Origin of the sequence: Nonomuraea sp. NPDC052116 (genome assembly GCF_040680035.1) — a bacterium.
GTDB lineage: Bacteria > Actinomycetota > Actinomycetes > Streptosporangiales > Streptosporangiaceae > Nonomuraea > Nonomuraea angiospora_A.
The window spans coordinates 14,782-28,430 of sequence record NZ_JBFAWA010000024.1 but is presented as its reverse complement, the minus strand read 5'-3'; the positions used below and the strand labels follow the sequence as shown (position 1 = coordinate 28,430).

Annotated in this window: 13 protein-coding genes; 7 read left to right on the top strand and 6 right to left on the bottom strand. The window is 72.9% G+C overall.

The genetic code is table 11. From position 1 onward, the window contains the following. Positions 1 to 11: 11 nt before the first annotated feature. On the bottom strand, positions 12 to 635 hold the full coding sequence (locus AB0L65_RS38300; protein WP_364255946.1) for a TetR family transcriptional regulator: 624 nt from the start codon (positions 633 to 635) through the stop codon (positions 12 to 14). A gap of 68 nt (positions 636 to 703) precedes the next feature. Between AB0L65_RS38300 and AB0L65_RS38295 the strand changes: the two genes are divergently transcribed. The 4 genes from AB0L65_RS38295 to AB0L65_RS38280 all read left to right on the top strand — a co-directional run bounded on the left by AB0L65_RS38295 (position 704) and on the right by AB0L65_RS38280 (position 5,304). Continuing rightward, a complete protein-coding gene (locus tag AB0L65_RS38295) occupies positions 704 to 2,806 on the top strand; it encodes an ATP-binding domain-containing protein (RefSeq protein ID WP_364255943.1) in 2,103 nt (700 codons plus the stop codon). An 86-nt stretch (positions 2,807 to 2,892) separates the two neighbouring features. Continuing rightward, positions 2,893 to 3,201 (top strand): hypothetical protein, encoded by a 309-nt coding sequence (locus AB0L65_RS38290; RefSeq protein WP_364255940.1) that lies wholly within the window; start codon positions 2,893 to 2,895, stop codon positions 3,199 to 3,201. Between the two features lie 429 nt (positions 3,202 to 3,630). Then, entirely contained in the window at positions 3,631 to 4,278 is a 648-nt protein-coding gene (locus AB0L65_RS38285; protein ID WP_364255937.1) for a PadR family transcriptional regulator, read from the top strand. Positions 4,279 to 4,446: 168 nt separating this feature from the next. Beyond that, positions 4,447 to 5,304, top strand: a complete 858-nt coding sequence (locus AB0L65_RS38280; protein ID WP_364255934.1) for an alpha/beta hydrolase — start codon at positions 4,447 to 4,449, stop codon at positions 5,302 to 5,304. 7 nt (positions 5,305 to 5,311) lie between these two features. Here AB0L65_RS38280 and AB0L65_RS38275 read toward each other — a convergent pair whose 3' ends face one another. From AB0L65_RS38275 to AB0L65_RS38260, 4 genes are read right to left on the bottom strand one after another with little or no spacing between them, the layout of a single operon-like run. Then, a complete protein-coding gene (locus tag AB0L65_RS38275; RefSeq protein WP_364255931.1) occupies positions 5,312 to 6,526 on the bottom strand; it encodes an ABC transporter permease in 1,215 nt (404 codons plus the stop codon). Then, positions 6,523 to 7,251, bottom strand: coding sequence for an ABC transporter ATP-binding protein (locus tag AB0L65_RS38270; RefSeq protein WP_364255928.1), 729 nt, complete (start codon positions 7,249 to 7,251; stop codon positions 6,523 to 6,525). The genes AB0L65_RS38275 and AB0L65_RS38270 overlap by 4 nt, the downstream gene beginning before the upstream one ends. Further along, positions 7,248 to 8,306 carry a peptidoglycan-binding protein gene (locus tag AB0L65_RS38265; RefSeq protein ID WP_364255925.1) on the bottom strand — a complete coding sequence of 353 codons (1,059 nt, stop codon included), beginning with the start codon at positions 8,304 to 8,306 and terminating at the stop codon, positions 7,248 to 7,250. The genes AB0L65_RS38270 and AB0L65_RS38265 overlap by 4 nt, the downstream gene beginning before the upstream one ends. Next, the gene (locus AB0L65_RS38260; protein ID WP_364255922.1) at positions 8,303 to 8,824 is read right to left on the bottom strand and encodes a hypothetical protein; all 522 of its coding nucleotides are present in this window, start codon (positions 8,822 to 8,824) and stop codon (positions 8,303 to 8,305) included. Before AB0L65_RS38260 ends, AB0L65_RS38265 begins: the two co-directional genes overlap by 4 nt. Before the next feature lie 153 nt (positions 8,825 to 8,977). On the opposite strand from AB0L65_RS38260, the gene AB0L65_RS38255 reads away from it, so the two are divergent. Genes AB0L65_RS38255 through AB0L65_RS38245 form a run of 3 tightly spaced genes read left to right on the top strand, consistent with a single transcriptional unit; the run spans position 8,978 to position 11,430 of the window. Further along, on the top strand, positions 8,978 to 9,631 hold the full coding sequence (locus AB0L65_RS38255; protein WP_364255919.1) for a response regulator transcription factor: 654 nt from the start codon (positions 8,978 to 8,980) through the stop codon (positions 9,629 to 9,631). Next, positions 9,628 to 10,800, top strand: coding sequence for a HAMP domain-containing sensor histidine kinase (locus tag AB0L65_RS38250; protein ID WP_364255916.1), 1,173 nt, complete (start codon positions 9,628 to 9,630; stop codon positions 10,798 to 10,800). The genes AB0L65_RS38255 and AB0L65_RS38250 overlap by 4 nt, the downstream gene beginning before the upstream one ends. 33 nt (positions 10,801 to 10,833) lie before the next feature. Continuing rightward, on the top strand, positions 10,834 to 11,430 hold the full coding sequence (locus tag AB0L65_RS38245) for a CoA pyrophosphatase (RefSeq protein WP_364255913.1): 597 nt from the start codon (positions 10,834 to 10,836) through the stop codon (positions 11,428 to 11,430). 30 nt (positions 11,431 to 11,460) lie between these two features. On the opposite strand, the gene AB0L65_RS38240 is transcribed toward AB0L65_RS38245, so the two are convergent. After that, a complete protein-coding gene (locus AB0L65_RS38240) occupies positions 11,461 to 13,212 on the bottom strand; it encodes a TROVE domain-containing protein (RefSeq protein WP_364255911.1) in 1,752 nt (583 codons plus the stop codon). Positions 13,213 to 13,649 lie beyond the last annotated feature (437 nt).

The following is a 13,649-nucleotide window of genomic DNA, read 5'->3' as shown; positions in this document are numbered from 1 at the left end:
TTGCCAGCTGCCTAAACGGGCTGTTCGCGAGGCGTGAACACGGGCAGCAGCGAGAACGCCCGCTCGGCCGCCCGGATCGCCTCCCGCTCGACCTCCGTCATCGGCCGGCCTTCGGCCAGCATCGCCCAGTTGCGCCGGGCGAGCACCCGCTGCGCGGCCAGCACCTGCCCGGCGACCAGCCCGGCGGTCAGCTCGTCGGTGATCTCCCCGAGCGCCTCGGCCAGGGCCTCCTCGTCCTGCGCCATGTGCTGGAACAACCGCGCCGCCAGGCTCGGCGTCGAGAACACCATCCGGTGGTACGCCACCACCTCCGGATGGTCGTTGAGCCCGGTGACCGGGTCGCGCCGGGCGAGCCCGTCGAGGAAGTGGCGGCGCAACGCCTCCAGCGGCCGCTCCCCCGGCTCCCGCCCCCGCACGACGCGGGCGGCCTCACCCTGGTGGTCGGCGATCCGGTGCAGCACGAGGTCCTCCTTGGTCGGGAAGTACTTGAACAGCGTCGGCTTCGACACCCCCGCCGCCGCCGCGATCTCCGTCACGGGCACCTCGTCGAAGCCGCGCTCCAGGAAGAGCGAGATGGCCGCCGTCGAGATGGCCTCGTGGACCCGCTGCCGCTGGATCTCCCGTAGTCCCGTCATGGCACGCAGTCTATCAAAGTGTTAACCTGGTTAAGTTCTTAACCGAGTTAACGCTTCTGGGGGACGCGATGGGCACGCTCGACGACGAGAGGCAGTACGTCGAACGCTGCAAGGCCGGACTGCGCAGGATGCTCGAAGGCGCGCGCGACAACGTGATCATCGGTGAGACCGTGGCCGGCGACCGCTACAGCGCCGAGCGGCTCGGCCGCCACCTCAAGAGCCTGGCCAAGGAGCTGAGCGAGGAGCCCGAGGGCCCGCCGTTCTTCGGCCGGCTGGACTTCGGCCAGAGCTCGGCCGAGCACCGCGGGCGCGCGTACCACATCGGCCGGCGGCACATCACCGGCGAGCACGGCGGCCCGCCCGTGGTGATCGACTGGCGCGCGCCGGTCTCGCGGGCCTTCTACCGGGCCGGCGCCCGCGACCCGCAGGGCGTCGCGGTACGCCGCCGCTTCGGCTGGTCGGGCACGACGCTGACGGGCTTCGAGGACGAACGGCTCGAACGGGGCGAGGAAGGCGAGTCGCGCATCCTGGCCGCCGAGATCGAGCGCCCCCGCGTCGGCCCCATGCGCGACATCGTCGCCACCATCCAGCCCGAGCAGGACGACCTCGTACGCGCCGAGCTGGACACCTCGATCTGCGTCCAGGGCGCGCCGGGCACCGGCAAGACGGCGGTCGGCCTGCACCGGGCCGCGTACCTGCTGTACGCGCACCGGCAGCGGCTCGAACGCTCCGGCGTCCTCGTGCTCGGCCCGAACCGGGCCTTCCTCGGCTACATCTCGGCCGTGCTGCCCGCGCTCGGCGAGGTGGACGTCGAGCAGACCACCCTGGAGCGCCTGCTGGCCTCCGCCTCTGTCACCCTCCCCGTCACCGCCGCCGACAGCGAGGCCGCCGCGCTGGTCAAGCACGACGTCCGGATGGCCGAGGTGCTGCGCGGGGCGCTGTACCGGCGGATTGCGAAGCCGGTCGAGCCGGTGACGGTGGCGGACGGCTCGTACCGGTGGCGGGTGCCTGAGGAGGAGCTGCGCCGCATCGTGGACGACACGCGCCGCGAGTCTCTGCCGTACGGAGTGGGCCGCGAGCGGGTGCGGGCCCGGACGGTCGCCGCGATCCAGCGCCAGGCCGAGGCGCGCGGGCAGACGGCCGGCGCGGCCTGGACCCGCAAGATCTCCCGCGCCGTCACCCCGTTCCTGGACGCCGTCTGGCCCGCCGTCAAGCCCGAAGAGGTCCTGTACGAAGTCCTGCGCGGCCCGGCCGAGGGCACGCGCGACAGCGGGCCGACCGAGGGCACGCGAGACGGCGGGCCGGCGGAAGGCACGCGGGACGGCGCGTCGGCGAAGGGCACGCGCGACAGCGGGCCGGCGAAGGGCGGGCGGGACGGCGCGCTGACGGGGGCCGAGTGGGAGGCGATCACCTGGGCCAGGCCGCCCCGCAGCGTCAAGAGCGCCAAGTGGACGGCGGCCGACCTCGTGCTGCTCGACGAGATCGCCGCCCTCATCGAGCGCCCGCGCGGCTACGGCCACGTCATCGTGGACGAGGCCCAGGACCTGTCCCCCATGGAGTGCAGGGCCGTGGCCAGGCGCAGCGAACACGGCTCGCTCACCGTGCTCGGCGACCTGGCCCAGGGCACCACGCCGTGGGCGGCCTCCTCCTGGCCGGAGCGCATGGCGCTGCTGGGCAAGCCGGATGGCCAGGTCATCGCCCTGACCACCGGCTTCAGGGTCCCGGCGGCCGTGGTGGAGCTGGCCAACACGTTGCTGGCGGCGCTCGGCACGCAGGTGCCCGCGACGCGCTCGTACCGCTCCGACGGCCGCCTGCGGGTCACCCACGTGAGCGGGCTGGAGAAGGGCGTGGTGGAGGCGGCGCGCGAGGCGATGGCGTTCGAGGGGTCGATCGGGGTGATCGCGGCGGACGCCGACGTCGAGGCGATCACGTCCGCGCTCTGGGACGAGGGCATGGACGTGGACGAACGCCTCACCGTGCTGCCCGCCTCGCTGGCCAAGGGGCTGGAGTACGACCACGTGATCCTGGCCGAGCCCGCCGCCGTCGCCGAAGCCGAGCGGCGCGGCCTGAACCGGCTGTACGTCGCCCTCACCCGGGCCGTCTCCCGGCTGGACGTCGTTCACTCCAGGCCTCTGCCGCCCCAGCTTTCTCATCCCATAGAAGCAGCTTGAAATCGGTATATGTCCTGGTTCGTTCGGCTCGACAGGACGGGCCCTTCGGTGTGTGATGTTGTTCACGTCTCGAGAGGAGCCCGCAAGTGACCTCTTCGCAGGACCCGCCGCCCCAGGGCGACGATCCCAACACCCAGTGGTCGCAGCCGCCCCCGTATCCGCAGCCTCCTTACAAGCAGCCGCCGAGCAACCAGGTCCTGTCGATCATCGGGTTCGTCTGCGCGGTGGTGGCCGTGCTGTTCATCCCGATCCTGTTCGGCCTGGCCGGCATCGTGCTGGGCATCGTCGGCCACACGCGGGGCGAGCCGCTGGGCAAGTGGGCCGCCGTCGCCGCCGGCGTCGGGATGATCATCGGCATCGCCCTCGGCGTGATCCTCGTGAGCAGCATGTCCTGACCCGAGCCGCCCCGGGCGTCACCGACTCCGTCTGACGTGACCCCCTCCCGGGGCGGCGCCGCCTTTCCCGCCCCACCCCGCCGCTTTCAGGCACGGCCCGCGCCCGCTCGCCGTCCACCGGCGAGCCGCCTTCCCAAGCGCCCGCGCCCGCTCGCCGCCCACCGGCGAGCCGCCTTCCCGAAGCGCCCGCTCGCCGCCTCCGACCACAGGACGCGCGGCGCACACCGGGCCGCCCTCTCGACACGTCACACCGGCCAGGCACCGGGCTCAGCGACCCGACGCGTCCGACCGCAGAACGCGTCACGCCGCCGAAGTGCCGGATCCGACGCCGCCTCCAAACGCAGGACGCGCAACGATTCCCCATTGCGTGGCGGATAATCGCGCACGTATGCTCGTGTACGAGTATTCGTCCACGAGGAGATGAGCCGGATGACGAAGCGGCGCAGGGTCGCGAACCTGCTGGCTCTGGCCGTGCTGACGGTGGCCGGGCAGCGGCCGATGCACCCGTACGAGATGGCCTCGGTGCTACGGGCGCGCGGCAAGGACCAGGACATGCCGATCAAGTGGGGATCCCTCTACACCGTCGTCCGCAACCTGGAGAAGCACGGCCTGATCGAGGCCGTGGAGAGCGGCAGGCAGGGCGCCCGCCCCGAGCGGACCGTCTACCGCGTCACCGAAGCCGGCCGGGAGGAGGCCGACGACTGGACGCGCGAGCTGCTGTCCACGCCCGTGCGGGAGCCGTCGGCGTTCGAGGCGGGGCTGTCGGTGCTGGCCGGGCTCGGCCCGGACGAGGTGGTGCCGCTGCTGCGGCAGCGCCTGGAGCTGCTGGAGCAGCAGCTCCAGGACGCGCGCCGGGCGCTGGAGCGGGACCGGGAGGAGGTGCCGAGGCTGTTCCTCCTCGAGTCCGAGTACGCGCTGGCGATGCGGGAGGCCGAGGCGGGCTGGGTGAGCGCGCTGCTGGCCGAGCTGGCCTCCGGCACGTTCCCCGGCCTGGACGGATGGCGGGCCTTCCACCAGACCGGCGACCTGCCCCCCGAGGTGGCGGACATCGCGGAGAGGGGCAGCACAGCGGATTGACCCCGGCGACCGGCGACGAGCCCGGTGGCCGATCCGGCGGCGGTGCGGGAACACCGCCGCCGGGAGATCTTCGTACCGAAATGCCCGCGAAGCGGGACCCCGGACACGAGATGGCACTCGCAACAATAGCCGGGCTCCCCTTCACGGACCGAACCATGGGGAGCCATCATGACCACGACCACTCTCGACGCCGTGACCTCGAAGGACGGCACCACGATCAGCTACCGCCGGCTCGGCCGCGGCCCCGGGCTGGTGCTCCTGCACGGAGTCATGCAGAGCGGCCACAGCAACGTCGAGCTGGCCCAGGCCCTCGCCGACGAGTTCACGTGCTACGTGCCCGACCGTCGCGGCCGGGGCCGCAGCGGCCCGTACGGTCCGGACTACCGCCTCGATCGGGAGGTCGAGGACCTCGACGCGCTGCTCACCGCGACCGGGGCGGACCGCGTCGTCGGCGTGAGCTCGGGCGCCATCGTCACGCTGCGCACCGCGCTCGTACGGCCCGGCCTGCGCAAGGCCGTCGTCTTCGAGCCGCCGCTGGACGTCGACGACTTCTACCCGGCCGGCTGGCTGGAGCGCTTCGACCGGGAGCTCGCGGCCGGCCGGATCCCGGCGGCGCTGGTCACCGGCATGAGGGCGGCGCGGCTGGGGCCGCAGTTCTTCAACGTCATGCCGCGGGCGGTCCTGGAGCTGCTCACGGGCATGATGCTGAAAAGTCAGGACAAGGCGGCGGTCGACGGGGAGCCGACGTTCCGGGAGCTGGCCCCGACGCTGCACTACGACGGGCAGGTGGTGGCGGAGACGGCCGGCAGCCTGGACGTCTACCGGCCGATCGGGGCGGAGGTGCTCCTGCTCGGCGGCACCCGCAGCCCCGCCCACCTGAAGTCCGTGCTCGCCGGGCTGGAGCTCGTCCTGCCCCATGTCCGGCGCGTGGACCTGAAGGGCCTCGACCACAGCGCCACCTGCAACGCCGACCAGCGCGGACGCCCCGAGCAGGTCGCGGCCGCGATCCGCGGTTTCCTCTCCTAGCGAGCCCTCAGGTGGTGGCGAGGGCGACCGTGGGCGACAGGCGGGCGGCCCGCATGGCGGGGTAGAGCCCGGCGAGCGTCCCGATCAGCAGGGTCGCCCCGACCGCCCCGCCCAGCGCCCACGGCGGGACCACCGGCGGCCAGCCCCGCGACAGGGCGTAACCCGTGGTCGCCAGGGCCCCCAGGACCGCGCCCACCACCCCGCCCAAAGTGGACAGCAGCAGCGACTCGGCCAGGAACTGGATGCGTACCTGGCCGCGGGTGGCTCCGAGCGAGCGGCGCAGGCCGATCTCCTTGCGCCGCTCCAGCACCGAGATGACCATGGTGTTGGCCACCCCGACCCCGCCCACGAGCAGGGCCACCGCGCCGAGCCCGAGCAGCAGGTTGGTGAAGGCGCCCGCGGCGGCGGCCTTGGCGGCCAGGGCGTCCGACGGCCTGCTGACGGTGACCTCCTCCGGGTTCTCGGGGTTGACGGTGCGGGGCAGCACCTGGCGCACCGACTCGACCGCCTCGTCCGAGGAGCGCTCGTAGATGGTGGTGGGGTAGCCGTCGAAGCCCAGCAGCTCCCGCGCCGCGGGGAAGCCGACCAGGGCCGAGCGTTCGATCTCCGGAGCCAGCGGCATCGGCCCGAGGATCCCGACGACCGTGAACCAGCGGCCGCCCATCCACACCTGCACGCCGGTCCTGGCCAGGCCGAGCCGTTCGGCGGCCTGCGCGCCGAGGACGACGGCAGGCTGGCGGGCGGTGGCATCGTTGAGCCAGGTGCCCTTGGTCACCGAGCCCTCCAAAGTGCTCAGGAGAGTGGTGCTGGCCGCCTGGACGGCGATGCCGCCGGTGACGGACTCGGGGATGTGGTTGTTGCGGCGTACGGTGGCCTCCACGCCGCCGGTCGCCGCAGCCGTCCGGACCGGGCGGATGCGCTGGACCATGGCCAGCGCGCCGGTCGGCAGCTTGGCCTCCTCCCCGAACATGGTCTGCCCCGGAGCCACCGTGAGGAGGTTGGTGCCGAGCTTGTCGAGCTGGCGCAGGAGCTGCTCGCGGGAGGAGGACGAGATCCCGATCACGGCGATCATCGTCGCGATGCCGATGGCGATGCCGAGGGCCGACAGGATCACCCTCGTCGGCCGGGCGCGCAGCCCGGCGGCCCCGACGCGGAGCACGTCCCCGGGGCTGAGCCGGCCGGGCGCGGGCCGCGCCCCGGCTCGGTGGTGGTGGTCGGTCAACGCCCGGCTCCTCTCAGCAGCTCGACGGGGCTCAGGTGGTCGTGCTCGTGACCGTCGACGACGAGCCCGTCGCGCAGGCGTACCTGACGGGAGCACCAGCCGGCGATCTCGGCGTCGTGGGTGATGACGGCGACGGTGGTGCCGGCCTCGTGCAGGTCCGCCAGGACGGCCAGGACGTCGGCGCCCGCGTGGGAGTCCAGGTTGCCCGTCGGCTCGTCGGCCAGGAGCAGCGGCGGGTCGCCCGCCACGGCCCGGGCGACGGCCACCCGCTGCTGTTCGCCGCCGGACAGCTCCGACGGCCGGTGCCGGAGCCGGTGGCCGAGCCCGACCCGGTCCAGCGCGGCGGCGGCGCGTTCGCGGCGGGCGCGGCGGCCCGTGCCGGTGTAGAGCAGGCCGTCGGCGACGTTGTCGAGCGCGCTGACGCCGGGCGAGAGGTGGAACTGCTGGAAGACGAACCCCAGGGTGCGCGAGCGCAGCCCGGACAGCTCCCGGTCCGACAGGGTCGCGACGTCGTGGCCGGCGACGCGCACGGTGCCGGAGGTGGGGCGGTCGAGGGTGCCGATCATGTGGAGCATGGTGGACTTGCCCGATCCGGACGGGCCGACGATGGCCAGCAGGTCTCCCGGGTCGATGGTCAGGTCCACGCCGCGCAGGGCGTGCACGTCTCCGGCGTACGTCTTGGTCACCCCGCACAACTCGACGATGCCGTTGACTGGGCCGTTCACTGGACCGGCACCCCGACCTTCATGCCCTCGGCCAGCCCTTCGCCCTTGATCTCGACCAGGCCGCCGCCGAACGCCCCGGTCTCGACCGCCACGATCCGGCTCGTCGCGCCCTCCGCCACCTCGACCCCGAAGCCGCCCTCGCGCAGCGCCAGCAGCGCCTCGACCGGCACCGCCAGCACGTTCGCGTGCCGCGCGCTGGCCATCTCCACCTCGACCGGCGCCTGGTCCAGCTTCGTCCGCGGCGGCTTGGCGAGGGTGATGTCCACGTCGATGGTGGTGGTCGCGTCCCGTTCGGACCCGGAGGACTCCGCGACCGTCCCGACCGACGTGATCCGGCCGGCGGCCCGCTCGCCGCCGGGGAGGGTCACCGTGACCTTGGCGCCCTTGCGGGCCAGCGACTGGTCGCCGGTGTCCAGGTCCACGTGCACCAGGCGGCGGATGCCGCTCACCGTGAGCGCCTGCTGTCCCGGCGCGGTCCTGGCGCCGACCTCGGCCTTGGCGTCGGTCACGCGTACGGCGGCCGGCTGGAACACGACCTGGGCCGCGTCCACCCGCCCGCTCTCCTCCAGTCCCCTGTCCTCCTGCCAGTCCTTGACCGCCTGCTCGGTGGCGTAGCTGAAGTGGTCGTCCACGGTGAGGTAGTCGCCGTACCCGAGCGCCTTGAGGTTGCGCTCCAGCTGCTCGACGTCCGGCCCGTCGGACACGCCGCGCTGCAGGGTCCGGTACAGCGGCAGGCTGCCGTACATGAGCACGAGCGGCCTGCGGTCCACCTTGAGCAGCGGATGGCCGCGGCGGACCACCGCTCCCTGGGCGGCCACCCACGTCACGGTGCCGGAGGCGCCCGAGGCGACCCGGCGCTCCCCCGCGTAGGTGAGGGCGCCGTCCACGGTCTTGGTCTCCACCAGGTCCTGCCGGGCGATGTCCGCGGTGGCGGGGACCGGGGGTCTGGCGGGTGTGGCGGCGCCGGGGACGCCGTCGTTCATGACGGCCACCGCGGTCCACGTCGCGGCGACGGCCAGGACGGTGCCGCCGCTCAGCAGGATCCCCTTCCTCATGAGGTTTCCCCTGGCTTCTTGCCGCCGCCGGGCGCGTACTGCTCGCAGGCCTTGTGCGCGGCCTCGATCTTCTGCTGCGAGCCGTTCCTCATCTCGAAGCGCAGGCCCTCGCCGGGCTTGGGGTCGGGCATGTCCACGCCGTGCTGCCGCATGCACTGCGCGAACTTGACCATCTGGTCGTAGTCCTGCTGGCTGGGCGTGTGGTCGCGGACGACGGCGTCCATGATGGGCTGGCAGGCCTTGTGTGCCTTGTCCATCTTGTCGCGGCCCACACCCTTGGGGACCTCTACCCGCAGCTGGCCGTTCTGCGGGTCGGGCACGTCGATGCCGTGCTCGCGCATGCACTGCGCGAACTTCAGCTGGGCCTCCTCCGGGTCCATCGACGCCGACGGGGAGGCCGTGGGTCCGGCGGACGAGGTGCCGGCGCTGGCCACGCCGTCGTCCTTTGGCGCCGTGCCTCCGCACGCGGCCAGCGCCAGCGTGAGCGGGACGGCGACCAGCAACAGCCGTATATTCATGACATTCACTCCTCCGCGCCCGGGGTCCTTCGCCCGGGGTGCGGCCTCACTCCAGCCCATGGGGTGCTAGAACCGGATAAGCCCGCCCGGCGCGCTTATCCGGCCCTAACACGTGATCCGTCACGCTCGGGTGCCAGAGGAAAGGGGCCGGCGATGCGGGTGCTTGTCGTCGAGGACGAGGAACGGCTGGCGGACGCGGTCGCGCACGGGCTCCGGCTGCAGGCGATCGCCGTGGACGTGGCCTACGACGGGCAGGACGCCCTGGAGCGGGCCGCGTACGTGGACTACGACGTGGTGGTGCTCGACCGGGACCTGCCCGAAGTGCACGGCGACGACGTGTGCCGGCGGCTGCGCGAGGGCGGCGGGGGCGGCCGGGTGCTCATGCTGACCGCGGCGGGACAGATCCGCGACAAGATCGACGGGCTGTCGCTGGGCGCGGACGACTACCTGGTCAAGCCGTTCGCGTTCGCCGAGCTGGTGGCCCGGGTGCGGGCGCTGGCCCGCCGCTCGGCCCGCTCCGCGACGCCCCCGCTCGAACGCGGCGGCGTCGTGCTCGACCCGTCCCGCCGCACGGTCACCAGGGACGGGCGGCCGGTGTCGCTGAACCGCAAGGAGTTCGACGTGCTGCGCGTGCTGCTCCGCGCGGGCGGCGAGCTGGTCACCTCCGGCGAGCTGCGCAGGAGCGTCTGGGACGAGCACGCCGACCCCGGCACGGGCGCGCTGCGGGTCACGATCACGTCGTTGCGCAAGAAGCTCGGCGTGCCGTCGGCGATCCTGAACGTGCCCGGCAAGGGGTACCGGCTTTGATCGTCGACCGGGGCCGGTCGTGGTGGAGCAGCAGGCGGCTGCGGCTGCGGCTCACGCTCCTGTACGGCGGCCTGTTCTTCGTGGCCGGGTCGATCCTGCTCTGGCTCACCTACCTCACCACCGGCCAGGCGCTGAACCAGCAGTTCGTCACCGGGTTCAGGAAACTCCAGAACCCGCCTCCGGACGTGGGCGCGACGCGCCCGGTGGTCGAGGACGTCATCTTCCAGGGCGACGTCGAGAACCGGGCCGGCAATGTACTCAGCGAGGTGGTCCGCTCGTCCATGCTCGTGATGATCCTGGTCGGCGTGGTCGCGCTCGTGCTCGGCTACGTGGTGGCCGACCGGGCGCTGCGCCCGCTCGACCGGGTGACGGAGGCGGCGCAGCGGCTGTCGGAGAGCACCCTGCACGAGCGCATCGGGCTGCAGGGACCGCCCGACGAGGTCAGGCGGCTGGCGGACACGTTCGACGCGATGCTGGAGCGGCTGCACCGGGTGTTCGACGCGCAGCGGCGGTTCATCGCCAACGCCTCGCACGAGCTGCGCACGCCGCTGGCGATCAACCGTACGGTGCTGGAGGTGTCGCTGGAGGAGCCGGCCGCGTCGGAGGACCTCAAGGCGCTGGCCAGGGCGCTGCTCGGCACGAACGCCCGCTACGAGCGGCTCATCGAGGGCCTGCTGCTGCTCGCGCAGTCGGAGCAGGAGCTCACCGTGCGCAAGCCGGTGGATCTGGAGCAGGTCGTGCGCACCGTGCTGGAGCAGATCGACCTGCAGTCGCGCAAGCGGCCCGTCACGCTCCACCAGGACCTGCGGCCGGTGCTGGTCGAGGGGGATCCGCTGTTCCTGGAGCGGTGCGTGTTCAACCTGCTGGAGAACGCGATCAAGCACAACGTGCGCGACGGCGAGATCTGGCTGGCGCTGCGGCGGCAGGGCGGCGACGCGGTGGTCACGGTGCGCAACACCGGGCCGGCGGTGCCGCCGTACGAGGTGGACGACCTGTTCGAGCCGTTCAGCCGGCTCCACGGCGACCGGGTGCGCTCGTTCAAGGGCGCGGGGCTGGGGCTGTCGATCGTGCGGGCCATCGTGCGCGCGCACGGCGGCCAGGTCACCGCGGCCGCCCGGCCGGAAGGCGGGCTGAGCGTCACCGTACGGCTGCCGCGCAGCCCGTCGTGAGACCCGTCCGGACGCCCGTGACATCCTTGAAGTGTGCTGTCGCCAATCGACGTGCTGCAGGAGCAGATCAGGTCCCATTTGACCGCCTTCGACCGCCGGCAGGTCCCGCCCACCGGCGGGGTGCGCAGGGCCGCCGTCACCGTGTGCGTCCTGGAGGACGCCGAACGGGTCCCGTACACGATCCTGATCAAGCGGGCCGCCCACGGGCGCAACCCGGGTCAGTGGGCGCTGCCCGGCGGGCGCCTGGACGACGGGGAACGCCCCGTGGACGCGGCGCTGCGCGAGCTCGCCGAGGAGACGGGCGTCACCGGGGTCGAGGTGGCCGGGCTGCTCGACGACTTCGTCACCGACTCCGGCTTCGTCATCACGCCGGTGGTGGCGTTCGGCGGCGTCCAGCAGCCGGTGGCCGACCCGCGCGAGGTGGCCTCGGTGCACGACGTGCCGCTGGAGTGGTTCCTGGCGCCGGGGGTGCCGCGCTGGCGCGGGAAGATGCTGCAGATGCCGCTGGGGCCGTCCATCGTGGTCCACGCGCCGACGGGGGCGATCCTGTGGCAGTTCGCCGAGGTGGCGCTGCGCGGCCGCGAGCAGCGGGTCTTCGATGTGAAGCAGCCGCGCTGGACGAGGACCTGACCGGGCGCTCCCGGTCAGGTCCAAAGCGTCCTACGTGTCCTGCGCGTCCTCCGCGTCCTGCGCGTCCTGCGCGTCCTGCGCGTCCTGCGCGTCCTGCGCGTCCTGCGCGCGGACGAACGCGTTGACGATCATCGGCAGCGACGCGTCCAGGCCCGCCACGTTCAGCACGCCCTCGTCGCCGGGGTCGCCGATCGAGTAGCCCACGGCGGTCATCGCCGCGACGACCACGCGCGCGTCCGCCGCCACGGTGCGGCGGTAGGCGCCGAGCTCCTGCGAGGGGTGGGCGCGCCCCGCCCACGTCTCGTTGTCGGTGAACACCACGATGCCGTCCACCGCCATCCGCTGCTCGCGCGCCCAGCGGAACGGCAGCGACAGGTCGGTGCCGCCGCCGGACGGCCGCCAGGAGCCGATCTCGCGCAGGTTGGTGCGCGGGGTCACCTTCGAGGCGTGGACGCTGGTGTCGACGTCGATGACGTGCACGTTCCCCTTCTCGATGCGGGCCAGCATGACGGCCATCGCGCAGCTCACCTCGTACGGCGAGCCGATCTTCGAACCGCCGACCACGACGTCGCCGCCGTACCAGCCGCCCGACATCGACCCGGAGGAGTCGACCGCGACCAGCAGCCGCCGGCCCGTCGGCCGGACGGCGCCGAACGCCAGCTCGTACGTCTCCTCCAGCGCGTCGCGGATCGCCGGGACCGGCGCCCACGTGTGCGCGTCGGCGCGCGGGTTGGGCTGGGCGCGGCCCGAGCCGTACACGCGCAGCGCCAGGAACGCGTCCATCGGGTGGATGCGCGCCCGCAGCAGCGCGTCGCGGTCGGTGAGCCGGGCGACCGCCCGCCGGGTGGCCTCGCCCGTCGGGGTGAGCGTGCCGATCCGCGTCATGCGGGCCAGGTTGCGCAGCAGCGCGGTCATGCCGATCGTGTCGACCAGCGCGTCCCACACCTTCGGATCCCTCAGCACGGCGTCCGGCAGGAACTCCCACGGCACCTTGCGCTCGGTCACCACCTGGATCGCCTCGCGGGCCGTGGTGACGGCCTTGGCGCTCAGGAACCGGTCCACCGACTCCAGCGTCTCGCGCGCCTGCTCGTCGGAGACGTTGCCGGCGATCCAGCCGAACAGCCGCGCCCGCTGCGGGCCGTCCGCCTTGGGGTGGGCGATGCGCAGGACGTCGCGCAGGTCGAACGTCTCACCCTGCGGCGTCCTGCGCTGGCGGGCCTTGCACACCTTGAACGCGACGTCGTCGGGGCTGCCGGCGGTGAACCAGGAGGCGAGCGCCGTACGCAGCGAGCGGCCGGTGACCGGCGCGGTGCCGCGCGCGGTCGGCTTGCCGCCGAGGTTCTTGTAGTAGCCGAAGAAGGAGGCGAGGTGGTCGGTCGTGCGCGCCACCTTGGGCAGGGCGAGCTTGGCCGCCTGCCGGGTGGCCGCGTCGCCGCGGGCGTAGGCGGCGGCCAGCGCGAACAGCGCCGGGCGCTGCTTGGGAGCGCGCGGCGGGCGGGCGGTCGAGATGCCGGTGAGCAGCTCGACGACGCGCGGGCCGTCCTCGGCGATCGCCTCGAACAGCGCGGCGGCGTTGCCGGCGGTCAGCTGCTCCTGCGACACGTAGTAGGTGCCGCCCGTGGTGCCGAGGATCAGGAAGTCCTCGACGCGCTGCCACAGGTCCTTCTCGAAGACGAAGCCGCCCGCCGCGTTGCGCACCTGGTCGGTGCGGCCGGGCAGCGGCTGGGTCTGCGGCGTGGCGAACGCGGAAACACCGGCGAGGGGGTCACGGTTTCGCGCCATAATTTTCACCTCGTACGTCTCGACCCGCCCGAATGGCGGATATGCAGAAAAAATGGGGGCGGATGTGGAAATGCCGACCGGCCTTTTACGGCGCGCTGCCACTACGCGACGCGCGGGCGCACCCGCGCGGCGGGGAGTCGAACCCCGCGCTTCCGGCACCTGAAGCGATAACCGGCCTGCTTCGACCCGCCCCCGAGGCTCGGAGAGGGCACGGATGTGGGGGCGTCCACCGGCGTTGGCGCTCTGCCGACTGAGCTACCGGAGCGTTGGCCCCGGGCAGGACTCGAACCTGCGACTCCCCATTAAAAGTGGTAACCGACGAACTTCGACCCGTGCCCTCACCGAGTCTCGCTGACATTGTGGATTCAACACGGAATGCCAATGTGAGCTCAAATCATTTTCCCGATCTCGTCGAGGGCGAGCGGGGCCGCGCTCAC